We start from the raw sequence: 22,014 nt of genomic DNA, 5'->3' as shown, positions 1-22,014 counted from the left end.
AAGCCGACGGACACGAGGGATAAGCGAAGAGGCGATGACTTCATCTGGAATGGGGGTGCAAGAACGGGGTAAATGGAAGCGTGGGCGAGCTTGCGGGGTACGCTGTCACGGCTTGCTCGCGGACGACGAGAGGACGTCGACAGGAGCCACGTTCGCGTCGTCCCATTGCCAGCCGCCACCGAGGTTCCGGATCAGCGTCACACTGCTCAACGTCAGCAACGCCTGCGTGTCCTCGAGATTCTGCTGAGCCAGCAACAACGTGAGCTGCTGCGTGAAAAGGTTCTGCTCGCTCGCCGCGCCGAACTCGAACTGTGCGTGCTCGCTGTCAAAGAGTCGCTTGTTGCGCTGATAGATATCCGCAAAGGCCTGTTCCTGTTGCATCAGATGGTTCCAGGAGGACAGGCTGTCCTCGACGCTCTGGAACGCCGTCAGCACCGTCTGCCGGTAGGCCGCGGCGTATTGGTCGTAAGCCGCGCGAGCCTCGTGCATGGCGGCCGTTCGCGCGCCGCCGTCGAAAATCGTTGCTGCCAGATCGGGGCCGAGCGTCCAGAAGCGGTTCGGCACAGAGAACAGATTGGCGAGAGCGTTGTGCTGGAATCCGCCTTGCGCCGAGAGCGTCAGGGTCGGGAAGAAAGCCGCCTCCGCCACGCCGATCTTCGCGTTCGCCGCTGCCGCCGAGCGCTCGGCGCTAACGACGTCATAACGCCTTTCGAGCAGTTGCGACGGCAACGCCAGCGGAACAGCAGGGGCGACGAACGCGTAGTGCGGCTCAGGCGCTATCGAAAACTTGCCGGGAGGCACGCCGGTCAGCACCGCCAGCGCGTGTTCATACTGCTCGCGCGATGTTTGCGTTGTCTGAAGATCGGCGATCACCAGTTCGAGGTTGTCCTGCGCGGCCAGCACACTGTCGTTCGACACCGCGCCTTGCGCGTAGCTCACTCGCGTCATGTCCAGCACGTCGGTGTCGATCTGCTGTTGTTGCTTGAGCAGGCCGATATCGACATCGGCCCGGCGCAATTCGAAATAGTCCGTCGCGACGCTCGCCGCAATCGACAAGCGCTCTCCAGCCAGCTGCGCGTCGCTTGCCTGGGCGCTCTCTTTGCTCGACTCGACTTGCCGGCGAATGCCACCCCACAAATCGAGTTCCCAGCTGGCGGAGACGTCCGCTGCAACAAAGTTGTGCGTGCCAGGCTGCAGGACGCCCGTCGATGTGCCATTCGCGCCTGCTGCACCCACTCCGGTTCCCGACCGCGAGCCTGACATCCCCGCATCGATCGTGGGAAACAGGCTGGCCTCGCTCGCCTTCACGGCGGCTTGCGCAAGCCGATAAGCCGCTTCGGCCTGCGCAATCGACTGATTCGCCTTCTGCGCCTGTTCGATCAGGCTGGTCAGCGTATCGTCGTGGTAATCCATCCACCATGTACTCGACAGCGACGCTTGCGGGTTCGCGTTGGCGCGTTGCCAGTCGACGCCTTCCTTGAAGCTGGCCGGGATGTCGACAGCCGGCTTCTTGTAGTCCGGCCCCACCGCGCAGCCTGCCGCGGCGAGCGCCATGACAGCCGCGCACCACATTTGCAAAGCGATTCGACTGATCCGGGGGCGAGCACTTTCGTCGCGCCCCGGCCTGATGGAAATGTTCATTCACGAGCCTGAAGACAAGAGTGAGTTTTCGACGGTTTCGGCGCATCTCGACATAACGAAGCGATGAGTACTGCAGAGCAGGCATCGCAGGCATGAGTGACCGACCTGCCGCGAGATCACGAGCGCCCGTAAAAAGTGGTCTAATCGCTCTGTTTGGAAGGTAGCTTAGACCGCCATCCGCTGCGCAACTAGACGGTCAGGATGGCGGGATCCCATCCATAATCGTGAGGAATGCATGCTCGACCTGAACGAAATCTATTTTTTCGTCGAGGTGGTCCGAGCCGGAAGCTTCGCCGAGGCCGCACGGCGCCATGGCATGCCTGCGAATACGATCAGCCGTCACGTGCAGCGGCTGGAAAGTGAATTGAAGAGCCGGTTGATCCTTCGTACGACGAGAAAATTGACTCTCACTGCTGTCGGACAAGCTTTCTATGAGCAATGTGTCCAAAACATCGAAGGACTGGTGCTGGCGAGTCAGCAGGCCGCCGATACCCATCCGGAACCCATTGGACCCTTGCGCGTCTCGCTCGCTCCTGACTTCTTCGAGGTCATTCCCTTTTCCTGGGTGACAGATTTTCTTGCTTGCTATCCAGGCATCAATCTCGAATTCGTTGTCGACAATGCTTATCTCGATCTGATATCCAGCGGTGTGGATCTCGCGTTTCGTCCTGGATTCCTGCTGGACGAGAACGCGACGCGCCGCGTGCTGGCCTCCGTGCGCTGGAGGCTCGTTGCGGCGCCGAAATATCTCGAGTCCCGCGGAACACCGACATGCCTCGATGAGCTCAGCCAGCACGACTGCCTGTTGTTCTCCCGACACTCCGGACCCGTCACGTGGCATCTCAATGGCCCGGGTGGGCGTGCCGAGGTTCAGGTCCACGGCCGCTTTCTCGCAAGCACTTCCAACCCGGTCAGACAAGCGGCGATAGAAGGCCTAGGCATTGCGTTGCTTGCCGAACTGCATGTCAAGCCCGATATCGAGGCTGGGCGTCTTGTCGGCGTGCTCGATCAATATCGCTCGGACGAAACGCAGTTCTGCGCCGTCTTCCCGAACCATCGGCACATCAGGCGAATTGCAACCATTTTTGTGGAATACGTCCAGGGCAAGCTGGCGGCCATGCAAGAAAAGTGAGCGCTCTCTGCTGGCTTTCGCATTGCATCGTTTGATGGAGTTCAGCCATCCAGATTGGGCCACTAGTCGAACCCGGCGGGCTCCGATAAATTGACCAAACGATACTTGCAGAGGCTTCTATCAGACTGTCGCTCGACACGCGCCTGAGCGATGGCACGGGGGCTCTCTATCCGATCATGGCGCCTTGCGGAGCTTTATCCAATGCGTTCGCCGTATGCGACGCGCGCTTCCCCTGACTTCGGTCTCCCCGGCCGAAGTGCTTTCGCATCATCGCTCAAGGACGTGACGGTGCGCTTTTTCATGCTGGACACAGCTGCTCGACTCTTCGATGACGAGCGACTGTCATGGGCACTGCGACACAGAAAGGAAGCAAGCGATGAGGCGAACAGCCGAGCAAGCGCTGCGCACGCGCGAAAAGATACTGGATGCGGCAACGCGAACGTTTCTGCAGCGAGGACTCTCCCGCGCTTCGTTGTCCGACGTTGCGGGCGTTGCCGGCGTGACACGGGGCGCCGTCTATGGGCATTTCAAGAACAAGTCTGCGCTCTTCGAGGCGACGTTCGCATCTTCGGCACTTCCTGCCGATCCTTTCCTGGTGGAGTGGCGTGACAACCAGGACGATCCGCTGGGTCATCTCAAGCTGGAACTGATACGGTTATTGGGTGAGGTCCTGTCCGGCGGCGCGGCCCGCCGGCTCTACAGTGTCATTTATTCAAGGTGCGAAGTCACAAGAGAAACGCGGAATATCTGGAAGAGGGTGCATGCGGATCGCCGCTTGGCCGAGCAACGCATCGCGGTTGCGTTGAACGAAGCACAGTCGCACCGTCAACTCCGCGACGGCGTCGACGTGGACCATCTCGCAGTATTCGTTCACTCGTGCCTGATGGGTTTTTTTGTCAGAAGCCTCGGCGAACCTGTGTCTCATGCGCCTGGTCTGGTGGCTGAACGCCTTGTCACGCTCGTTTTCCAGGTACTTGTGCCGCTCAGGAACATCCCCGTGAATGGGTGAATGATGGTCGTGTCTACCGATATCGATAAGACCGGACTCGAGAGCGATTTCGGCTACCTGATTATTCGTGCCCATGCTGTTCTGGCGCATTCGATCTCGCTGCGCACCCAACATGATCTGAACGTCACTGCCGCACAAGGGCGCCTCCTGCACCTGGTGGAAAGGCACGGGCTCTCGCACGCGGCCGAGATCTCGCGCGGGTGTTACGTCGACCCTACTGCGGTCACGCGCCTGATCAATCGACTGGTTCGAGATGGCTTGCTGACACGAACGCAGAGCACGGTAGATCGACGGGTGATTCGACTTGTGCTGACGCCGCAAGGGCAGCGTGTTGCCGGCGGCATGCCCGGAATATTCTCCGACGTGTACAACGACTTGCTGACCGGATTCAGCGCTGAGGAGGTTGCGTCATTCAAGGAAATGTTGCTCCGCATGCTTTCCGGCTGACGCGCCCGGCCGGGATGAAGCATCACGCGGCGGCCCAAGCGTGGTGGTACGTGACACCGCCGCCGGCAACTAAAGTTCAGGATACCGATATTTGCGAACGAGATCGATGGCCTCCCTCAAGGTCGTGGCGATCACGCCATCCTTCGTCGCCAGGATGCGCGGCAGTTTGAAGTAGGCGCGATGCGTCGGGCGACAGTAATCGTCAAGAACCTGACTACTCAGCCAGTTCAGGCGCTCGCTGTCCGCGTTGCCGGCATGGGCTTCGATTAGCTGCTTGCGAAGCAGTTCAATCTCCCTGGCAGCTTGCCGAAGGCTATCCGCCGGCTCACCGGTCAGGGTTTCCGCCAACGCTCTTAGATGCTCAAGGTCAACAGACATCTCCAGTTCTCTCATGTACATGAATCGTCTTTCGAAACGTCCTTCGGCCACAGGTTCAACATGACGACGAACATAGCGATCGCGGCCACGATGACCGCGACGCCCGACCAGATGGCACGCGTCCGGTCGAATAGCAGTCCGTGGATGCAGACCGCCACGCCCGCCAGCACAGCGAAGGTCGCAAGCGTTGCGAGCACGATTCGCAGCTCAGTTCGCACCATGACGTTATATGACGGGCAGACTCGATGATGACGAGCGCCCGTAAAAGGTTGTCGAATCACGCTGATTCGAGGGTAGCTTAGGCCGCTTTCCATGCGACCACTAGACGGCCCGGATGGCGGAATCCCGTACAAATTCTTGAGGAATCGCGAACCGACCAGCGAGCCGGAGATGATGAGCATCGGGTTGTTGAGGGAAAATCCGATGCCCGCAGCGGCCCAGTCGATCCGGACGATGGGCGACAAGGTCGCCGCCTAACTCATGCAATGAATCGGCATGCCGGCTAACGCAGAATCGGAATCGGAAGTCATCGAGTCAATGGCAAAGGAGCGGTGAAGATGCTGGCGAAGGGGATGGTCGACGGCGGAGTGACCGCTACGCTCTAGGTTCGGAGAGACTGCCGCAGTGGAAAGCAAAACGAAAGACCGCTTGGCGATTCCCAGGCGGACTCAAAAAACGCTCAATCGCAACTAACGGTCAAGCCCGCCGGCACCCCGCGAGCACCGGCGGCATCGCCAGTCATACGGCCCCATCAGGAAAACGAGGCGAGCAGAAGCGACAGATGTCTAACATGCGCCTTGAACGCGTCAAGCGTTTCGCGCTCGCTTGAAGAACTGAGATGCGGCAGCTCCGACAATTCGACCTGTGCCTGGAATTCGTCGGCGGCCTTGCGGCGCATGTCCGGGGGCAGCGAGCGGATCAGCGAGATCATCAGCAGTTCCTGTGCGTGAATCATGCCTAGCGTCGAATGCGTGTTCATGCCGGCCTCCCATTGAACGTGTCGCGTGCGTCATGCCGTCGGCGGGCGGGCAGCGGCGCCCGCCTGCGCGCGAGTGCGCCGCTTTCCCCCTTCTATACTAGGCGTGAAGTGAAGGCATCGACAGCCGGCTCGCACCCCTACGCACCAGCGCGGCGCATCGATGTAACAGCGCGCAAGTGTCGTGGCGCTGTCGCCGAATCTGCGGAAAATGGCGTAACTTATTCCCTTGCCTGGGCGGCACGCGCCTCACCGCGCGCCGCAGCGCTTACAAGGAGGCAGCATGACAGCCGTCGATCTGGAATTCGACCAGCTCAACAGTACCGTCGATGCGCTACGGCGCTCCATTTCCAACCGTCTCATGTACGGCGTCGGCAAAGACGCCGCCACCGCCCGTCCCCAAGACTGGCTCAATGCTGCGGCGCTTGCCGTGCGCGACCGGCTCGTCGCGCGCTGGATGAAAACCACGCGCCAGCAATACGAGCAGGACGTCAAGCGCGTGTATTACCTGTCGATGGAGTTTCTGATCGGCCGCACGTTTACCAACGCTTTGCTCGCGCTCGGCATCTACGATCAGATGAAGGAGGCGCTCGCGAGTCTCGGTGTCGACATGGACACCGCCGCCGAACTCGAACCCGACGCCGCGCTCGGCAACGGCGGCTTAGGAAGGCTCGCCGCATGCTTTCTCGACTCGATGGCGACGCTCGCGATCCCGGGCTTCGGCTATGGCATCCGCTACGAATACGGCATGTTCCGGCAGAAGATCGCCAACGGGGAGCAGGTCGAGACGCCGGACTACTGGCTGCGCGCGGGCAACCCTTGGGAGTTTCCGCGCCCCGAAGTGCAGTACATGGTTCACTTCGGAGGCCGAACGATCGAGCGGGACGGTCACGTCGAGTGGGTCGAGACCGAGCATGTCAATGCGATGGCCTACGACACGGTGATTCCCGGTTTCGCCACGAGCGCGACGAACACGCTGCGCCTGTGGTCCGCGCGCGCGACGGAGGAACTCGATCTGTCTGCGTTCAATCAGGGCGATTACCGCCGTGCCGTCGAAGCGAAGGAAACCTCGGAGAACGTTTCGCGCCTGCTGTACCCGGACGATTCGACGCCGGCCGGACGCGAGCTGCGCCTGCGCCAGGAATACTTCTTCGTGTCGGCGACGATGCAGGACCTGATTCGCCGCTATCAGCGCACGCACAGCACGTTCGGACGCTTTGCCGAGAAGGTGGCGATCCACCTGAACGACACTCACCCCGTGCTCGCGGTTCCCGAGCTCATGCGGCTTCTAGTCGATATTCACCACGTGCCGTGGGATCGCGCCTGGAAGCTCGTTCAGCAGGTGTTCTCGTACACGAATCACACGCTGATGCCCGAGGCGCTCGAAACGTGGGACGTCGAAATGCTCGCGCGCCTTTTGCCGCGTCACCTCGAAATCATCTTCGACATCAACGCCGAATTCCTGAAGGACGCGAGCGCGCACTTCGGCCACGACGTCGATGTGATCCGCCGCATGTCGCTCGTCGACGAATACGGCCAGCGCCGCGTGCGGATGGCGCATCTGGCGATCGTCGCGAGCCAGAAGGTGAATGGCGTCTCGAAGCTGCATTCGCAACTGATGGCGCGCGAGTTTTTCAAGGATTTCGCGCACATGTTCCCCGAGCGCTTCACGAACGTGACGAACGGCATCACGCCGCGGCGTTGGCTCGCGCAGGCGAGCCCGCCGCTGTCGGCGCTGATCGACCAACACCTCGGCACTCACTGGCGCACCGATTTGTTCGAATTGAGCAAACTGCGCGCGCTCAAGAGCGATCCGGCGTTCTCATCGGAGTTCCGTGCCGCGAAACGCCGCAACAAGATTCGCCTCGCGCATCGGCTGATGCACGATACCGGCGTCATGGTGCACCCGGATGCGCTGTTCGATCTGCAGGTCAAGCGCATTCACGAGTACAAGCGGCAACTGCTCAACGTGCTGCATGTGATCGTGCGCTATAACCGCATCCGCGCCGAGCCCGAGCGCGATTGGGTGCCGCGCGTCGTTATCTTTGCGGGCAAGGCGGCGTCGGCGTACAAGATGGCGAAGACCGTCATCAAGCTGATCAACGACGTCGGCGCGAAGGTCAACAACGATCCGCTCGTCGGCGACAACCTCAAGGTCGTGTTCGTGCCGAACTACGGCGTGAGCGTCGCCGAGCTGATGATTCCGGCGGCCGATCTGTCGGAGCAGATCTCGATGGCGGGCACGGAGGCGTCGGGCACCGGGAACATGAAGCTCGCGCTGAATGGGGCGTTGACGATCGGCACGATGGACGGCGCGAACATCGAAATCTGCGATGCGGTAGGGCGCGACCACATTTTCATCTTCGGCCATACGGCGGACGAGGTCGACGATCTGCGTGCGACCGGCTATCGGCCGCGGCAGATCTACGAGGAGAATCCGGAGCTGCGCCTCGCACTCGACCAGATCCGCACCGGCTACTTCTCGCCGGACGACCCGCGTCGCTTCTCGGACATCTTCCACACGCTAGTCGATTGGGGCGACCACTACATGGTGCTCGCCGACTTCGCGGCGTTTGCGCAAGCGCAGGACGCGGTCGACGCGCGCTTTCGCGAGACGCGTCTATGGACCGAAAGCGCGATCGAAAACGTCGCGGGCATGGGGCAGTTTTCGTCGGACCGCACGATCGCGGAGTATGCCCACGGCATCTGGCACGTGAAGCCGGTCGATGTCGGCTGACGCAGGTCGAAGCGGCTGCGGAGCACGCGATGCCGCGCGTTGCATGGGCGCGGCATCAGCCGCGGTACGGCCCCCGGATGGCCGGCCCCCGGATCTTCGTCGTGACCGCGTGGCCCAGCGTGGCCTGCGAGAGGGTGCGGGTGAGCGCGGCGATCACTTCATCGAGCGGGCGCGATGTGACTTCGATGCGGAAGGTCACGCAATCGCGCAGCTTGTCCATCGTGACGACGTAGAGGCGCAGATCGTCGCCGAGCGCGGCATGCAAGGCGCGGCGCGCGGCGCTCGACGAGTTGCCGGGCACCGTGACGTCGATCGACACGTAGGAGACGAGCCGTTCCGGCGTTCGCGCGCGGCGCGGACGTACGTCACGCGGTGCACGCGCAATGTATTCGTCAGACGACTGAAGCATGGCTTAAGCGCCGGCACCAGACGGGCCGGCGTCGTTGTTGTGACGAATCCACTGTAGCCGCGCACGGCTAAACCGCGCGCAAAAGCTCCGCCCGGGCGAGTTAATTTTTTATCAATGCGACGGTGCGAAGCGGCGATGGGCAGGCGTCGCGCGCAAGCGCCTCGCGTATTCGCACAGATCAAATGCGCGCCGCCAGGTTTTCGATCGCCTGCTGCAGAACCTGGTTCACGCGCTGCACGAATTCGAGGTCCGGGCTGGAGAGGGCTTCGCGTTCCCCAGCCGGCGTGTCGACGATCAACCGATGGGCGATGTCCTGCGTATACCACGTGAGCACGCCGACGACGATCATCATGACGCCGAGCGTCAGTCCCGCGCCCGAACGGAAAATGCCGCCGGCTACGGTGCCGGCTAGGCCGATGAGGGAAAGCGTGAGCGGCAGTGCCTTGTTTTTCTGGACGGTCATGATCCGCGTGCTGCGGATATCGCGCAGCGCGAAGACTTGTCCGGCGGCGCTGAGTCCGTTGCGCGTGATCGTGACGCCGCGCTCGTTAAAAGCGTTTTCCATCGACGAGAGAACCGCTGTGGGGAAAGCGCGCAGCGTATCAGACTATGCGGCGTCAGACCGGCTCGCTTGTGTAGAGGCGTCCCGGCACGTGGCTCGCGACGACGCGGGCGATGTCGGTATCGGTGCTTTCCGCCGGCACGATGCACCGGTAGGAAGGCACGCCGCCATGCGTGGTCCATTCGACGAGGCGATACGGCCGCCCCCACGGACGTTGCACGGGCATCGACACTCGGCAGCTTTGAACCGGCAGCGCGTGCTCGCTCTTGAGCATCGTACGCAGATGCTTGAATACCGTGTCTTCGATCATGGTCACTCCCGTTTGCGTGTGGCGCTGCCTGCCGCAGCGCGCTGCGTGAGAGGGATAAAAAAATGCCGCCTAAGCTACGGCGGCAGAACAGGGGTGGTATGGGCTGCATGGTCGCAGCCGAGAATTAAACCAAACTTAAAACGAGCCGGCGCTTTGCCGCCCGTACTCACCCGCGCTGTTGCGAGGCTTTGCCGACACGTGCAGGAATGCTTTGAAGCGCAACGTCCCGCTTAGAAATCCGCGGGGCGTTGCGCTTTCTGGTATGACAGCAAGCTGATTGCAGAGATTAGTTATGCAGTTGCAACAATCGGCTTGTTCGGGCGGGATGGCGCGCCGGCGCGGCGCGGGTTGGGACGCAGACGCGCGGAGAACGGCTTCGCTGCTCTGCGCGCGTCTCGCTCGCTTAGTTCGACAGCAGCGAGCCCGTCCGGTAAGGCGTTGCGCCCGCGATGCGCGCGATCTCCAGTCCGGCGGTCGCAAAGCGTGCGCGGTGCCGCGCGTAAAGCACGCCCGAAATGCTGCTCGAGATCGTGACGACGCGGTCCGTCAGCGGGTCGACGATATCGGCGATCTCCTGGCCGGGCTCGACCCACACGCCCACCGGCGTGCGGAACACGAGCACGCCCGAGATCGGCGCGAGCAGCGGCTCGGTGCCGGCGAGCGGCGTGGCTGCGAATTCGAGCTGGGGCAGCGGGGCGGGCGTGCCGTCGATCACGCCGCGATGCGTCAGGTATTCGACGATCGCGTGCGCGTCGCGCTCGGCGAACGCGTAGGTCACGTCGCCTTGGCCGCGCAATTCGATCGTGACCGAGATCGAGCCGTTCGGAATCGGATAGCGCTCGCCATAGCGCGTGCGCAGCTCGGACCAGCAGAAACTGTGGATCTCGTCGAACGGATTGCCGATCGAATTGAGCGCAAGCAGCGACGCCTTCGCATCGAGGTAACACGCGAGCGGCTCGACTTCCGGCCACAAATCGGGGTTCGTGTAGAGGTGCATCGCGGCTTCGAAGTCGCAATGCAGATCGAGCACGACGTCGGCATCGCACGACAGGCGCTGCAGCGCCAGGCGCTGCGATTCGAGTTCGGTAGTCGGCGTCTGCTGGTTAAGCGCTTCGCGCATCGCATCGCGCACCGCGACGAGGTTCTGTTGCGCGTCGTCGGTCAGACGGCCTTCGATGCGCGGCATCACGAGTGCGGCCAGATCTTGGAAGTTGCGGTTGAAGTTGCTCGCGGTGCCCGTTTCGAAGCGGCCGAGCATCTGGCCGAGCAGGTGCTGATTGAGGCCGATCGGGTTCGGCACCGGCACGACGACGATTTCGCCGCGCAGCTTGCCCGCGGCTTCGAGCGCGGCGAGACGTTTGCGCAGCGCCCACGCCACCAGCATGCCCGGCAATTCGTCCGCATGCAGCGACGACTGGATGTAGATCTTCTGTCCGCCAGCGGGGCCGTAGTGGAAGCTCGTCAGATGCCGCTCGGTGCCGAGCGCGGGGGAAATCAACGGATGGGTCTGTGTTTGCATGATTTTGATTGCGCGCCGGAGGTCATGCGGGCGCGATGACGGGAAAGAGGTCTCAGGCGATTGTACTTCGCGACAGGCTGCGCGGGGGCGGCCGCTCGGGTGTCATTGACGCGCAGACGGCGAGCCTCGATGGACAAACAAAAAAGGCCCCGCGTTCATCACACGGAGCCTTTTTCGCTTGCCCATCCGACCACGAAAGGCGCGGGGGTGTCCCGCGCCGTCGTCCATCAGCCGCCGTACACGTCGAACGTGAAGTACTTCGCTTCGATCTTCTTGTACGTGCCGTCCTTGATCATGTCGGCGATCGCCTTGTCGATCTTCGCCTTCAGGTCGGTGTCTTCCTTGCGCAGACCGATGCCGGCGCCGTTGCCGAGCGTCTTCGGATCGTTCAGGTCGCCGCCGGCGAAGTTGAAACCTGCGCCGCGCGGGGTCTTCAGGAAGCCGATGTCGGCTTGCACGGCGTCTTGCAGCGCCCCGTCCAGACGGCCCGACAGCAAGTCCGCATAGACCTGGTCCTGGTTCTGGTACGGGACGATCTTCACGCCGTTCGGCTCCCAGTGAGCCTTCGCGTACGTCTCCTGAATCGTGCCCTGCTCGACGCCGACCGACTTGCCCTTGAGCGAATCCGCCGTCGGCATGATGCCCGAGCCCTTCTTCGCGACAAGACGCGTCGGCGTGTTGAAGAGCTTCGCCGAGAATGCGATCTGCTCTTCGCGCTGCGGCGTCATCGACATCGACGACAGCACGCCGTCGAACTTCTTCGCCTTCAGTGCGGGGATCATGCCGTCGAAGTCGTTTTCGACCCAGACGCACTTCGCGTTCACGCGCTTGCAGATTTCATTGCCGAGGTCGATATCGAAGCCGACCAGCTTGCCGTCGGAGCCCTTCGATTCGAACGGGGGGTAGCTCGCATCGACACCGAAACGGATCGTGGTCCAGTCTTTGGCTTGGGCGACGCCCGCGGCGGAAACGGCGAGCAGCGAGATGGTCAAGGCGGCTAACAGTTTTTTCACTTTTACTCCTCGGAGGGTTTCGTTCGGCCTCGAATGCGGTTGTGCCGCTTACGAGGCTTTTCCGGCGCAATGGGTTGCCAGAACAGTTCAGTTATTACGTCCGCCAGCCGGGCGGCTAGCAGCGCGCGCACAGCATACCAAGCCAAAAATATGGCGCCGCTAGTAGAACACCGGATAGCGGCCGAGCGCAACCTCTAGGCGAAAGACCCTCCGAGGACGGTTGCCTAAGCCCTTTCCACGCGGCAAGGGCGCTTATTTACGCGCTTTTGCCGTCGTCAAACGATCCGCTGCCCCTCGCGATACGTCGCGCGCGGCACGGGCAGCGTGTCGTGCATCGTCACGCGCAGGAAGTCGGCGCGCAGGCCCGGCTCGATCGCGCCGCGGTCGTCGAGGCCCGCGGCGCGCGCCGCTTCCGCCGATACCGTGCCGACCGCGCGAGGCAGCGTCCAGCCTGCTTTGTCGACGAGCTCGAACGCAGCGGTGAGGAGACTCGACGGCACGTAGTCGGACGACAGGATGTCCAGCAAATCCGCGCGTGCGAGTTCGAGCGCCGACACGTTGCCCGAGTGCGAGCCGCCGCGCACGATGTTCGGCGCGCCCATGACCGTCGCGATGCCGAGCTGGCGAGCGGCGGCCGCGGCGGCGTGCGTGGTCGGGAACTCGGAGATCGCGACGCCTTCTGCCGCGGCTTCCTCGACGTGTTCGACGACGGTGTCGTCGTGGCTCGCGACCGGCAGGCCCAGCGCCTTGCAGCGCGCGACGATCTCGCGGCGGTGCGCGATGGCGAAGCGCTCCTGGTCATCGGTCAGTTCCGCGAGCGCGGCGGCCATGTGCTCGTCGGTCCACTTGCCGTTGCGCTCGTGGTAGCGGCGCCATTGCTCCTTGTCGTGCCATTGGCGCTGCCCCGGCGTGTGATCCATCACCGACGCCAGCCGCAGCAATGGATGCGCAGACAGCGAATCGAAAATCTCGACGACATCTGCCGTGCCGATTTCGCAGCGCAGATGCAGGAAGTGCTCGGCGCGCAGCAGCTTGCGCTCGGAGAAGCGCTGCAGCGCTTGCGCGCAGGACGTCTGGATGTCGCGGCCGCGCAGCTTGGAGGTGCTCATCGAGCCGATCGCGAGCGCGTCGAACACGGTCGTGATGCCGGCTGCCGCGACTTGCGCGTCGTGGATGACGAACGCGGCGTCGGTGTTCCAGATCACGCCGGGGCGGGGCGACAGGTGCTTTTCGAGGTTATCGGTGTGCAGCTCGATCAGGCCCGGCAGCAGATAGTCGCCGTCCCAGTCTTGCGCCTCGGGCGCCGACGTCGTGCCGTGCGCCAGTTCGCGGATCGTGCCGCCTTCGATCTGCACGACACCGATGAATGTTTCGTCTCGCGTCACGATGCGAGCGTTCTTGATCAACATCGACAGGCTCCTAGGTGTTCGCGTGTCAGTGAGTTTGGTCAGTGAACTTGAAAAGCGGCAGCGGGGGCGCTCAATTCGAGGCGGCGCGTCGCAACGTTCGCGCGCGTCGCTTCGTCGTGGAAGATGCCGACGATCGCCGCGCCGCGCTGGCGCGCTGCTTCGATCAATTCCGCCACGATATCCCGGTTTTGCGCATCGAGTGAGGCAGTGGGCTCGTCGAGCAGCAGCAGCGGATGCTCGGCGATCAGGCCTCGTGCGATGTTCACGCGCTGCTGCTCGCCGCCGGAAAACGTGGCGGGTGCGAGCGGCCACAAGCGCTGCGGCACGTTCAGGCGCGCGAGCAGCGCGGACGCGCGTTCGCGCGCTTCGTTCTCGTCGACGCCGCGCGAGACCAGCGGCTCGGCCACGAGCGTGAGCGTCGGCACGCGCGGGATCACGCGCAGAAACTGGCTCACGTAGCCCACCACTGAGCGGCGCAGCGCGATCACGTCGTGCGGTTCCGCGCCGGTGATGCACACGTGGCGTTCGGCGCGCGAATCGTCGCGGATCGCGATCGTGCCGCCCGTCGCGAGATAGTTGCCGTACAGGCAGCGCAGGAACGTGCTCTTGCCCGCGCCCGACGGCCCGGCGAGCACGACGCATTCGCCGCGCTCGACGTCGAGCGATACGCCACAGAGCGCGGCGATCGTCGCGCCGCCTTGCGTGTGCAGCGTGAAGCGCTTGCTGACGTCTTGCGCGCGCAGCATCAGCGCGCCGTTGCGGATGAAGGCGCTTTCCGGTGCGCTGGTTGCGGTTGTCGTCATCGTCGATTCCTTTGGACTTTAGACGGGAAGCACAGACGACACGAGCGTCTGCGTGTACGGATGTTGCGGATCGTCGAGCACTTGATCCGTGAGGCCCGCTTCGACGACCTTGCCGCCTTGCATCACCATGAGCCGGTGCGCGAGCAGCCGCGCCACGCCGATGTCGTGCGTGACGATCAGCACGGAGAGATGCAGCGTGGTGGTGAGCGTGCGCAGCAAGTCGAGCAGCCGCGCTTGCACCGAGACGTCGAGGCCGGCCGTGGGCTCGTCCATGAACACGAGGCGCGGCCCGGTGACGAGATTGCGCGCGATCTGCAGGCGCTGCTGCATGCCGCCCGAAAATGCGGCGGGCAGCTCGTCGATGCGCGCGGAGTCCAGCTCGACGCGTTCCATCCATTGCGCGGCGGTACGGCGGATCTGCCCGTAATGGCGCGCGCCGGCGGCCATCAGCGGCTCGCCGATGTTCGCGCCCGCCGATACGCCGAGGCGCAGGCCGTCGCGCGAGTTCTGCTGCACGAAGCCCCATTCGGTGCGCATCAGAAGACGCCGCCGCGGTTCGCTGAGCGCGAACAGGTCGATCGCCTCGCCGTTCGTGCGGGTGTAGCTGAGCGAGCCGCTATCGGCCTCGGTGCGCAAGGCGAGCGTGTTCAAAAGCGTCGTCTTGCCCGAGCCCGATTCGCCGACGATGCACAGCACTTCGCCGGGATAGAGATCGAACGTGACATCGGCGCAGCCGTTGCGGCCGCCGAATTGCTTCGTGACGGAGCGGGCGGAAAGAAGCGGCGTCATGCACGTTCTCCTTCGTGCTGATCCGTGCCGTGCTCCGCTTGCGCCTCGCGCCGGTCGTGACAGTAGTCGCTGTCGGAGCAGACGAACATCCGCTTGCCGGCATCGTCGACGATCATTTCGTCGAGGAAGCTCTCGCGCGAGCCGCACAGCGCGCACGCATGCTCCCAGCGCTGGATTTCGAACGGGTGGTCGTCGAAGTCGAGGCTGCGCACGGACGTGTAGGGCGGAATCGCGTAGATGCGCCGCTCGCGGCCGGCGCCGAACAATTGCAGCGCGGGGTTCATGTGCATTTTCGGGTTGTCGAACTTGGGGATCGGCGAGGGCGAGCTCAGGTAGCGGCCGTTGACGATCACCGGGTAGTCGTAGGTCGTCGCGATGCTGCCGTGGCGCACGATGTCCTCGTAGAGCTTCACGCTGATCAGGCCGTAGTCGGCGAGCGAGTGGAGCTTCTTGCACTCGGCGATGCGCGGTTCGAGCTTGAAGAGCGGCTCGGGGTTCGGCACCTGGTAGACGAGAATCTGGTTCGCGGTCAGCGGCGTTTCGGGAACGCGGTGACGCGTCTGGATGACGGTCGCTTCCGCCGTCTTGCGGGTCGTCTTGACGCCCGCCGTGCGCGCAAAGAAACGGCGGATGTTGACGGCGTTCGTCGTTTCGTCGGAGCCCTGGTCGATCACTTTGAGCGTATCGTCGCGGCCGATGATCGCCGACGTCACTTGAATGCCGCCTGTGCCCCAGCCGAACGGCAGCGGCATTTCGCGCGACGCGAACGGCACCTGATGGCCCGGCACCGCGACGGCCTTGAGCAGCGCGCGGCGGATCATGCGCTTGGTCTGCTCGTCGAGATAGGCGAAGTTGTAGCCTTCGGCCGCGGCGTCCGCGATCCGGGCGGTATCGGCATCGGCATCGGCATCGGCATCGGTATCGGAAAGGACCTGCATATCGGGAGCGTTCATGCGGCTTGTTCCTCGTCATCGCCGCGCTCGCGGCCATCATGTTGTGCGCGCAACCGTCTCACGAGTTCCAGCTCGGCCTGGAAGTCGACGTAGTGCGGCAGCTTCAAGTGCTGGACGAAACCGGACGCCTCGACGCTGTCGCTATGCGACAGCATGAACTCGACGTCTTGCGTCGGCGACGAGACGGTCTCGCCGAGTTCCTGCGCGCGCAGCGCGCGGTCGACGAGCGCCATCGCCATCGCCTTGCGCTCCGAATGGCCGAACACGAGGCCGTAGCCTTGCGTGAACGCGGGCGGGGCTTTTGCGCTGCCTTTGAACTGGTTGACCATCTGGCATTCGGTGACGTCGACGTCGCCGATCTCGACGGCGAAGCCCAGCTCCGGCAGGTCCATTTCGACGGCGACATGGCCATAGCGGATTTCGCCGGCGAACGGGTGTGCGTTGGCATAGCCGCGCTGCGTCGCATAGCCCATCGCGAGCAGGAAGCCTTCGTCGCCGCGCGCGAGATTCTGCAGGCGCGTCGTGCGGTGCGCCGGGAACGCGAGCGGCTCGCGCGACAGGTCGCCGGGCTCGGCGGCGTGTTCCGACGCTCGCTCCTGTTCGATCAGGCCTTCCTGGTCGAGCAGGCTGACGACGCGGGGCATCGGCTCGGGCTTGGCGCCCGCACTGTGCGACGCGCGCTTGTCGCGCAGCGAAAAGGGCTCTTGCGAAGCCGCCGCGTCATCGCCTTCGGCCAACAGCGCGAAATCGAGCAAACGTTGCGTGTAATCGTAGGTCGGGCCAAGCAGTTGACCGCCCGGCACGTCCTTGAACGTCGCGGAAATGCGCCGCTCGGCGAGCATCGCTTCGGTATCGAGCGGCTCGGTGAAGCCGAAGCGCGGCAGCGTCGTGCGGTACGCGCGCAGCAGAAAGATCGCTTCGACGAGATCGCCCGCGGCCTGCTTGATCGCGAGCGCGGCCAGCTCTTCGTCGTACACCGAGCCCTCGGTCATCACGCGCGCGACCGCGAGGCGCAACTGCTCGCGAATCTGCGCGATGGACAGCTCGGCGAGCCGCGTATCGCCGCGGCGGGCTTTATCGATGAGGCGCCACGACGCTTCGATCGCGCGCTCGCCCCCTTTGACGGCTACGTACATCAGTTCACCTCCGCTCGGGTGGTGCGCGGCAGGCCGACGAGCGCGTCGCCGCAGACGAGATAGCAATCGATGCCGCACGGAAAGTGCACGGCGAGTTCGGCGCGTTCGTGCCAGAAGCGCTCGGGCAGGCCGCGCGGCGCGATCGACGCCGTCGTTTCGATGCCGGGGCCGCTCAGCGTGACCTGTGCGCCGCCTGTGAACGCGTCGACGCGTATCAGGAGCGTGGCGGACTGTTCCGGCGTTTCGGGCTCGCCGAGCGCAAAGGTGTCGAGCGGCGGCAGCGCTTCGGCGTCGTGTAGGTAAGCGAAGGCGGCGCGCGAGGGCGTATCCGTCAACGTCGCGCCGGTGTGAAAGCGCAGCGTGGAGCCGAGCGCCGCGTCGGGCGTGGCGAGCCAGATGGGCGTGGTGTCGTCGGCGAGCGCGAGCAGGGTGGCGAACGCTGCGCGGCCGGCGTGCCCGGAGTGCGGTTGGCCCGCGACGGCTGCGGGCAGCGCAGCGTCGACGGAGCCGATCGTGCCGGGCCGCGCCAGCGCGTCGAGCAGCGTGCGGAACACGGCCTGCGTCTCGTGAACCGGATCGGCGAAACCCGGCGTCAAGCTCGAAAGTGCAATCTTTGAGGGGGGCATCAGTCGCCTCGGACCATCGTGAAGAATTCGACGCGCGTCGACGCCGCATCCTGCCGGCGCGCTTCGCGTTGCGCCGCGATGCGCGCGGCGAGCGGTTCGATCAGTTGCGCGTTGAGCGCGGCGTGCCGCTCCGGCACTTGCAGCATGGCATCGGCGAGCGCCGCGAGTTCCGCGCGGCGCTTGTCGCGCCCGAGATGCCACGCGACGCCGACCGGCGCCGCGCCGTCGCTGCCGGCGACGCCCGTCAGCCGCAGCGTGGCGCGCGTGACCGTGGCCTCGCCGAGATTGAACGGATCGCCGGTGCCGCCGATGCGGCCGCGCACCATCGCGAGCCCGATCTCGGGCGCGCGCAGCCATTCATACGCGGGCGGTGCGGCGCCGTCGCATGCTTGCGCAAGCGCGGCTTCCAGATCGGCGCGCGGCGCGCGGGCGAGCACCGCGAGCCACGCCTGCCGGCGGGAGTTGGGGGACGAGGCCTCGGTTGCGCTCATGGAATTCCTTGTCGACGCGATCAAAAGTGCAAACATTTGACCATCTATTCATCTAAACGTCTAGACGTTTAGATGTAAAATTTTTGGCCGGCGTGCGCCACCGCGCGATTTTCACATTTCCATCACGCCGGCCGCACTACAATGCGCAAAACGAAATTGGAACTCAAGGGAATGACAACGCCATGACATCGAACGCATCGAACGACAGCGGGAGTCCGGGAACCGTCGTCGAGCGCGGCGCGGGCGTCGCCGTGTGGCGGCAGATCGAGCAGATCCTCGCGGCGGAAATCGCGGCGAGCGGCTTCGGCGCCGAAGGGCGGCTGCCGAGCGAAGGCGAGCTGGCGAAGCGCTTCGACGTGAACCGCCATACCGTGCGGCGCGCGATGCTCGGGCTGGCCGCATTGGGCCTCGTGAGCGTCGAGCAGGGGCGCGGCACGTTCGTCCAGCCCGGCGCGATCGACTATTCGATCGGCCGCCGCACGCGCTTCACCGAAAACCTTCAGCGACAGAATCACGCGCCGAGCGGCACGATGCTCTCGGCGGCCCGCGTGAAGGCCGACGCGAATGTCGCCAAGGCGCTCGCCATTCGTGCGGGGGCGTTCGTCTACAAGATCGAAACGCGCCACGAATCGGACGGCGTGCCGCTCACTTTCGCGCGCAACTGGTATCCGGCCGCGCGCTTTCCGGACATGCCCGACGTGCTCCAGCGCACGAACAGCATCACGAAGGCGCTCGCCGAATTCGGCGTGCACGACTATGTGCGCAAATGGAGCCGCATCGGCAGCGTGCTGCCCGAGGCCGAAGTCGCGCGGCGGCTGAACATCAACCGGCAGCAGCCGGTGCTGTGGGTCGAGAACGTCGACGCGGACATGGAAGGCGTGCCGGTGAAGTACGGCATCACGCATTTTGCGGCCGACCGCGTGCAACTGATGATCGAGCACGACGTATGAGCGCCCTCAATTCGATGCGCTCGCAAGCATTGACCGACGAAGCTCAGGCGGCGGATTTCGCCGATTCTTCGGCAGCGGTTTGGCCGGCCGGGGCGCGCTTTGCGATCTATTACGCGCCGCCGCGCGAATCCGGCTGGTGGCAAGCCGGGTGCGCATGGCTCGGGCGCGATCCCGAGACCGGCACCGCCCATACACCGCCCACGCTTGCCGCCCTGCGCCGGAAAGTCGGCGATCTGACCGCGGCCCCGCGCCGCTATGGATGGCACGGCACGCTTGTTGCTCCGTTCAAGCTGGCAGACGGCGTCGCGCCGCGCGACGTGCTCGAAGCGGCGCTGGCCTGGGCGCGGCGCCAGACGTCATTTTGGCTGCCGGTCGAAGCGGCGCTCTTGAGCCGCTTCGTGGCGCTGCGCCCGGCTGCGGGCCCGGGCGGCGACGCGTTGCGCGCGCTCGCGGCCGATGCCTTGCGCACGCTCGACGCATTGCGAGCGCGGCCCGCAGCCGCCGACATCGCGCGCCGCCTTGCCGCACCGCTGACGGAGCGGCAGCACGAATTGCTGCTCGCGTGGGGCTATCCGTACGTGTTCGAGGAGTTCCGGTTTCATATGACGCTTTCCGATTCCCTTTCTGCCGACGACGAATGCGACGCGCTCATCGGTCATTGGCACGCAGAGGCGGCGCGGCTGGGGCCGCTGCCGGTCGACGGCGCGGCGCTGTTCGTCGAGCCGTCGCCGGGCGCGCCGTTCGTGCTCTGGCATCGGCTCCCGTTCCCGGCAGGCGGGGCTCAGGCGAGCGATGGCGCGCAGGCCGCTGAAATGGCGAGGCGCGCACGATGAGCAACCGCCTCGTCTACGTGATGGGACCGTCGGGCGCGGGCAAGGACTCGCTGCTCGCCTACGCGCGCAACGCGCTCGCGGGCGAGCCGATCGTCTTCGCGCATCGCTACATCACGCGGCCCGTGGGCCATGGAGAAAACCACATCGCGCTGACGGCCGGCGAATTCGCCGGCCGCTCGAAGCTCGGCCTCTTCGCGCTCGAATGGGCGAGCCACGAATTGCGCTACGGGATCGGCATCGAACTCGACGCTTGGCTCGCGCGCGGGTGCGCGGTGGTCGTCAACGGTTCGCGGCAGCATTTGCGCGACGTGTTGGCGCGCTATCCGCTCGCACAGCTCGTCCATGTCGACGCGGCGCCGCACATCCTCGCCGCGCGGCTCGGCGCGCGGGCGCGCGAGACGGCCGAGCAGGTCGCGGCGCGCCTTGCCCGGCACGCGCCGTTCCAGGTGCCCGAAGGCGTGCGGCTGGCTTCGATCGACAATTCGGGAACGCTCGAAACGGCTGGGCAGCGGTTCGTCGACGTGCTGCGCGGAATCGCGCAAACGGCGAGCTGCGTGGCATGATGCGCGGCTAGGCCGCGAGGCGCGGACGACGGCAAGGCCTTGGGCTGCGGACTCGCTTTTTGCAGGCGTAGCGAAGGGCCATCGCAGCCGCCCGCGCCGCAGCGTGCTTCCGACAACACCGGAGCGAATCATGAGCCACATCCGTTTGACACAAGTCGAAGATCTCGAAGCCGCAGCGCCCGGCCTGCGCGACATCCGCCACCACATCCACCAGCATCCCGAACTCGCCTACGAAGAAGTCGATACGGCCGCGCTCGTCGCGAGCAAGCTGGAAGCATGGGGCTGGGAAGTCACGCGCGGCGTCGGCCGAACCGGCGTGGTCGGCACGCTGAAGGCCGGCGACGGCACGCGCCGCATCGGCATTCGCGCCGACATGGATGCCCTGCCGATCGTCGAGCAAACCGGCCTGCCGTACGCGAGCGCGACGCACGGCAAGATGCACGCGTGCGGCCACGACGGCCACACGACGATGCTGCTCGGCGCCGCACAGCACCTCGCCGCAACCAAGCGCTTTTCCGGCACCGTGCATCTGTATTTCCAGCCGGCGGAGGAGAGCGGCGTCGATAGCGGCGCGAAAAAGATGATCGAAGACGGCCTCTTCGAGCGCTTTCCGTGCGACGCCGTGTTCGGCGTGCACAATCACCCGGGCGCCGAGCCGGGCGTGTTCCTGTTCCGCAAGGGCCCGTTCATGTCGGCGGGAGACAAGGCGATCATCACGATCGAAGGCGTCGGCGGACATGCGGCGCGGCCGCATCTGACGGTGGACCCGGTCGTTGTGGCCGCAAGCATCGTGATGGCGCTGCAGACCATCGTCGCGCGCAACGTCGACCCGGCGCAGCCAGCCGTGGTCACGATCGGCTCGATGCATGCGGGCACCGCGAACAACGTGATTTCGAGCACGGCGAAGCTGGAGCTGAGCATCCGCTCGTTCAGCCCCGAGGTGCGCGAACTGCTCAAGCGCCGTGTGCACGAACTCGTAGCGGCGCAGGCGGCGAGCTACGGCGCGAAGGCCCTGGTCGAGTACATCGAAGGCTATCCGGTCGTCGTCAACTCGGATGCGGAGACGGAGTTCGCCATCGAGGTTGCGCGCGAGCTGGTGGGCAGCGAGAACGTCGTGGCGAGCGCGGACACCCTGATGGGCAGCGAGGACTTCGCATTCATGCTGCAAAAGCGGCCTGGCACGTTCTTGCGGCTGGGCAACGGCGTGGGCGAGGACGGGTGCATGGTCCACAATCCGAACTACGACTTCAACGATCGCAATCTGCCGGTCGGCGCGGCGTTTTGGGCGCGGCTTGTGGAGCGGTATCTCGGGCAGTAGGGCAGTTGCC

At 64.7% G+C, this 22,014-nt stretch carries 24 protein-coding genes; 8 read left to right on the top strand and 16 right to left on the bottom strand.

Annotated features, from left to right (window positions below; genetic code table 11):
• Nucleotides 1–105: 105 nt before the first annotated feature.
• Complete coding sequence (locus J3489_RS01890; RefSeq protein WP_242539696.1) at nucleotides 106–1,554, bottom strand: efflux transporter outer membrane subunit; 1,449 nt, start codon at nucleotides 1,552–1,554, stop codon at nucleotides 106–108.
• Between the two features lie 322 nt (nucleotides 1,555–1,876).
• Between J3489_RS01890 and J3489_RS01885 the strand changes: the two genes are divergently transcribed.
• The 3 genes from J3489_RS01885 to J3489_RS01875 all read left to right on the top strand — a co-directional run bounded on the left by J3489_RS01885 (nucleotide 1,877) and on the right by J3489_RS01875 (nucleotide 4,229).
• Nucleotides 1,877–2,773 carry a LysR family transcriptional regulator gene (locus J3489_RS01885; protein ID WP_206995583.1) on the top strand — a complete coding sequence of 299 codons (897 nt, stop codon included), beginning with the start codon at nucleotides 1,877–1,879 and terminating at the stop codon, nucleotides 2,771–2,773.
• A 376-nt stretch (nucleotides 2,774–3,149) separates the two neighbouring features.
• Nucleotides 3,150–3,782 (top strand): TetR family transcriptional regulator, encoded by a 633-nt coding sequence (locus J3489_RS01880; RefSeq protein ID WP_206995581.1) that lies wholly within the window; start codon nucleotides 3,150–3,152, stop codon nucleotides 3,780–3,782.
• Nucleotides 3,783–4,229, top strand: a complete 447-nt coding sequence (locus tag J3489_RS01875; protein WP_206995579.1) for a MarR family winged helix-turn-helix transcriptional regulator — start codon at nucleotides 3,783–3,785, stop codon at nucleotides 4,227–4,229.
• Between the two features lie 69 nt (nucleotides 4,230–4,298).
• Here the strand turns inward: J3489_RS01875 and J3489_RS01870 are convergent, their stop codons facing one another.
• The 3 genes from J3489_RS01870 to J3489_RS01855 all read right to left on the bottom strand — a co-directional run bounded on the left by J3489_RS01870 (nucleotide 4,299) and on the right by J3489_RS01855 (nucleotide 5,586).
• Nucleotides 4,299–4,622 (bottom strand): hypothetical protein, encoded by a 324-nt coding sequence (locus J3489_RS01870; RefSeq protein WP_206995577.1) that lies wholly within the window; start codon nucleotides 4,620–4,622, stop codon nucleotides 4,299–4,301.
• The gene (locus J3489_RS01865) at nucleotides 4,619–4,828 is read right to left on the bottom strand and encodes a DUF2964 family protein (protein WP_206996040.1); all 210 of its coding nucleotides are present in this window, start codon (nucleotides 4,826–4,828) and stop codon (nucleotides 4,619–4,621) included. Before J3489_RS01865 ends, J3489_RS01870 begins: the two co-directional genes overlap by 4 nt.
• 530 nt (nucleotides 4,829–5,358) lie before the next feature.
• Nucleotides 5,359–5,586, bottom strand: coding sequence for a hypothetical protein (locus tag J3489_RS01855; RefSeq protein WP_206995574.1), 228 nt, complete (start codon nucleotides 5,584–5,586; stop codon nucleotides 5,359–5,361).
• Nucleotides 5,587–5,866: 280 nt separating this feature from the next.
• On the opposite strand from J3489_RS01855, the gene J3489_RS01850 reads away from it, so the two are divergent.
• Nucleotides 5,867–8,320, top strand: coding sequence for a glycogen/starch/alpha-glucan phosphorylase (locus J3489_RS01850; RefSeq protein WP_206995572.1), 2,454 nt, complete (start codon nucleotides 5,867–5,869; stop codon nucleotides 8,318–8,320).
• A gap of 55 nt (nucleotides 8,321–8,375) precedes the next feature.
• Here J3489_RS01850 and J3489_RS01845 read toward each other — a convergent pair whose 3' ends face one another.
• From J3489_RS01845 to phnG, 12 genes are all read right to left on the bottom strand, one after another.
• Nucleotides 8,376–8,729 carry a hypothetical protein gene (locus J3489_RS01845; protein WP_206995570.1) on the bottom strand — a complete coding sequence of 118 codons (354 nt, stop codon included), beginning with the start codon at nucleotides 8,727–8,729 and terminating at the stop codon, nucleotides 8,376–8,378.
• Nucleotides 8,730–8,907: 178 nt separating this feature from the next.
• Nucleotides 8,908–9,294, bottom strand: a complete 387-nt coding sequence (locus J3489_RS01840) for a DUF6232 family protein (protein ID WP_206995569.1) — start codon at nucleotides 9,292–9,294, stop codon at nucleotides 8,908–8,910.
• 52 nt (nucleotides 9,295–9,346) lie between these two features.
• Nucleotides 9,347–9,601: a DUF2866 domain-containing protein gene (locus J3489_RS01835; RefSeq protein ID WP_206995567.1), complete on the bottom strand. Its 255-nt coding sequence runs from the start codon at nucleotides 9,599–9,601 to the stop codon at nucleotides 9,347–9,349.
• Between the two features lie 403 nt (nucleotides 9,602–10,004).
• Nucleotides 10,005–11,120: a succinylglutamate desuccinylase/aspartoacylase family protein gene (locus tag J3489_RS01830; RefSeq protein ID WP_206995565.1), complete on the bottom strand. Its 1,116-nt coding sequence runs from the start codon at nucleotides 11,118–11,120 to the stop codon at nucleotides 10,005–10,007.
• 227 nt (nucleotides 11,121–11,347) lie between these two features.
• On the bottom strand, nucleotides 11,348–12,133 hold the full coding sequence (locus tag J3489_RS01825) for an ABC transporter substrate-binding protein (RefSeq protein WP_206995563.1): 786 nt from the start codon (nucleotides 12,131–12,133) through the stop codon (nucleotides 11,348–11,350).
• A 275-nt stretch (nucleotides 12,134–12,408) separates the two neighbouring features.
• Complete coding sequence (locus J3489_RS01820; protein ID WP_206995561.1) at nucleotides 12,409–13,542, bottom strand: alpha-D-ribose 1-methylphosphonate 5-triphosphate diphosphatase; 1,134 nt, start codon at nucleotides 13,540–13,542, stop codon at nucleotides 12,409–12,411.
• 38 nt (nucleotides 13,543–13,580) lie between these two features.
• A complete protein-coding gene (gene phnL, locus J3489_RS01815) occupies nucleotides 13,581–14,345 on the bottom strand; it encodes a phosphonate C-P lyase system protein PhnL (RefSeq protein ID WP_206995559.1) in 765 nt (254 codons plus the stop codon).
• A gap of 18 nt (nucleotides 14,346–14,363) precedes the next feature.
• Nucleotides 14,364–15,134, bottom strand: a complete 771-nt coding sequence (phnK, locus tag J3489_RS01810) for a phosphonate C-P lyase system protein PhnK (protein WP_206995557.1) — start codon at nucleotides 15,132–15,134, stop codon at nucleotides 14,364–14,366.
• The gene (locus tag J3489_RS01805; RefSeq protein ID WP_255554870.1) at nucleotides 15,131–16,087 is read right to left on the bottom strand and encodes an alpha-D-ribose 1-methylphosphonate 5-phosphate C-P-lyase PhnJ; all 957 of its coding nucleotides are present in this window, start codon (nucleotides 16,085–16,087) and stop codon (nucleotides 15,131–15,133) included. Before J3489_RS01805 ends, phnK begins: the two co-directional genes overlap by 4 nt.
• The gene (locus J3489_RS01800; protein ID WP_206995556.1) at nucleotides 16,084–17,223 is read right to left on the bottom strand and encodes a carbon-phosphorus lyase complex subunit; all 1,140 of its coding nucleotides are present in this window, start codon (nucleotides 17,221–17,223) and stop codon (nucleotides 16,084–16,086) included. The genes J3489_RS01805 and J3489_RS01800 overlap by 4 nt, the downstream gene beginning before the upstream one ends.
• Nucleotides 17,223–17,849, bottom strand: a complete 627-nt coding sequence (phnH, locus tag J3489_RS01795) for a phosphonate C-P lyase system protein PhnH (RefSeq protein WP_206995554.1) — start codon at nucleotides 17,847–17,849, stop codon at nucleotides 17,223–17,225. The genes J3489_RS01800 and phnH overlap by 1 nt, the downstream gene beginning before the upstream one ends.
• Nucleotides 17,849–18,340, bottom strand: a complete 492-nt coding sequence (gene phnG / locus J3489_RS01790) for a phosphonate C-P lyase system protein PhnG (protein ID WP_206995552.1) — start codon at nucleotides 18,338–18,340, stop codon at nucleotides 17,849–17,851. Before phnG ends, phnH begins: the two co-directional genes overlap by 1 nt.
• A gap of 182 nt (nucleotides 18,341–18,522) precedes the next feature.
• Between phnG and phnF the strand changes: the two genes are divergently transcribed.
• The 4 genes from phnF to J3489_RS01770 all read left to right on the top strand — a co-directional run bounded on the left by phnF (nucleotide 18,523) and on the right by J3489_RS01770 (nucleotide 22,004).
• Nucleotides 18,523–19,290, top strand: coding sequence for a phosphonate metabolism transcriptional regulator PhnF (phnF, locus tag J3489_RS01785; RefSeq protein WP_206995550.1), 768 nt, complete (start codon nucleotides 18,523–18,525; stop codon nucleotides 19,288–19,290).
• 14 nt (nucleotides 19,291–19,304) lie between these two features.
• Nucleotides 19,305–20,123, top strand: a complete 819-nt coding sequence (locus tag J3489_RS01780; protein WP_206996036.1) for a DUF1045 domain-containing protein — start codon at nucleotides 19,305–19,307, stop codon at nucleotides 20,121–20,123.
• On the top strand, nucleotides 20,120–20,686 hold the full coding sequence (phnN, locus tag J3489_RS01775; RefSeq protein ID WP_206995548.1) for a phosphonate metabolism protein/1,5-bisphosphokinase (PRPP-forming) PhnN: 567 nt from the start codon (nucleotides 20,120–20,122) through the stop codon (nucleotides 20,684–20,686). The genes J3489_RS01780 and phnN overlap by 4 nt, the downstream gene beginning before the upstream one ends.
• A gap of 130 nt (nucleotides 20,687–20,816) precedes the next feature.
• Nucleotides 20,817–22,004: a M20 aminoacylase family protein gene (locus J3489_RS01770; RefSeq protein WP_206995547.1), complete on the top strand. Its 1,188-nt coding sequence runs from the start codon at nucleotides 20,817–20,819 to the stop codon at nucleotides 22,002–22,004.
• Nucleotides 22,005–22,014 lie beyond the last annotated feature (10 nt).

The organism is Trinickia mobilis (assembly GCF_017315705.1).
Taxonomy (GTDB): Bacteria; Pseudomonadota; Gammaproteobacteria; order Burkholderiales; family Burkholderiaceae; genus Trinickia_A; species Trinickia_A mobilis.
Note: the sequence above shows the minus strand (reverse complement) of the source record. Positions and strands in the feature narration are given on the sequence as shown.

Bases quoted from the DNA above. Each gene is read 5' to 3' on its own strand.
- phnF (WP_206995550.1), top strand. From the start codon at position 18,523: ATGACATCGAACGCATCGAACGACAGCGGGAGTCCGGGAACCGTCGTC.
- J3489_RS01885 (WP_206995583.1), top strand. From the start codon at position 1,877: ATGCTCGACCTGAACGAAATCTATTTTTTCGTCGAGGTGGTCCGAGCC.
- phnL (WP_206995559.1), bottom strand. From the start codon at position 14,345: ATGACGACAACCGCAACCAGCGCACCGGAAAGCGCCTTCATCCGCAAC.
- J3489_RS01845 (WP_206995570.1), bottom strand. From the start codon at position 8,729: ATGCTTCAGTCGTCTGACGAATACATTGCGCGTGCACCGCGTGACGTA.
- phnN (WP_206995548.1), top strand. From the start codon at position 20,120: ATGAGCAACCGCCTCGTCTACGTGATGGGACCGTCGGGCGCGGGCAAG.
- J3489_RS01855 (WP_206995574.1), bottom strand. From the start codon at position 5,586: ATGAACACGCATTCGACGCTAGGCATGATTCACGCACAGGAACTGCTG.
- J3489_RS01850 (WP_206995572.1), top strand. From the start codon at position 5,867: ATGACAGCCGTCGATCTGGAATTCGACCAGCTCAACAGTACCGTCGAT.
- J3489_RS01865 (WP_206996040.1), bottom strand. From the start codon at position 4,828: ATGGTGCGAACTGAGCTGCGAATCGTGCTCGCAACGCTTGCGACCTTC.
- J3489_RS01890 (WP_242539696.1), bottom strand. From the start codon at position 1,554: ATGGCGCTCGCCGCGGCAGGCTGCGCGGTGGGGCCGGACTACAAGAAG.
- J3489_RS01875 (WP_206995579.1), top strand. From the start codon at position 3,783: ATGATGGTCGTGTCTACCGATATCGATAAGACCGGACTCGAGAGCGAT.
- phnH (WP_206995554.1), bottom strand. From the start codon at position 17,849: ATGCCCCCCTCAAAGATTGCACTTTCGAGCTTGACGCCGGGTTTCGCC.
- J3489_RS01830 (WP_206995565.1), bottom strand. From the start codon at position 11,120: ATGCAAACACAGACCCATCCGTTGATTTCCCCCGCGCTCGGCACCGAG.
- J3489_RS01840 (WP_206995569.1), bottom strand. From the start codon at position 9,294: ATGGAAAACGCTTTTAACGAGCGCGGCGTCACGATCACGCGCAACGGA.
- J3489_RS01870 (WP_206995577.1), bottom strand. From the start codon at position 4,622: ATGAGAGAACTGGAGATGTCTGTTGACCTTGAGCATCTAAGAGCGTTG.
- phnK (WP_206995557.1), bottom strand. From the start codon at position 15,134: ATGACGCCGCTTCTTTCCGCCCGCTCCGTCACGAAGCAATTCGGCGGC.
- J3489_RS01805 (WP_255554870.1), bottom strand. From the start codon at position 16,087: ATGAACGCTCCCGATATGCAGGTCCTTTCCGATACCGATGCCGATGCC.
- J3489_RS01835 (WP_206995567.1), bottom strand. From the start codon at position 9,601: ATGATCGAAGACACGGTATTCAAGCATCTGCGTACGATGCTCAAGAGC.
- J3489_RS01880 (WP_206995581.1), top strand. From the start codon at position 3,150: ATGAGGCGAACAGCCGAGCAAGCGCTGCGCACGCGCGAAAAGATACTG.
- J3489_RS01800 (WP_206995556.1), bottom strand. From the start codon at position 17,223: ATGTACGTAGCCGTCAAAGGGGGCGAGCGCGCGATCGAAGCGTCGTGG.
- J3489_RS01770 (WP_206995547.1), top strand. From the start codon at position 20,817: ATGAGCCACATCCGTTTGACACAAGTCGAAGATCTCGAAGCCGCAGCG.
- phnG (WP_206995552.1), bottom strand. From the start codon at position 18,340: ATGAGCGCAACCGAGGCCTCGTCCCCCAACTCCCGCCGGCAGGCGTGG.
- J3489_RS01820 (WP_206995561.1), bottom strand. From the start codon at position 13,542: ATGTTGATCAAGAACGCTCGCATCGTGACGCGAGACGAAACATTCATC.
- J3489_RS01780 (WP_206996036.1), top strand. From the start codon at position 19,305: ATGCGCTCGCAAGCATTGACCGACGAAGCTCAGGCGGCGGATTTCGCC.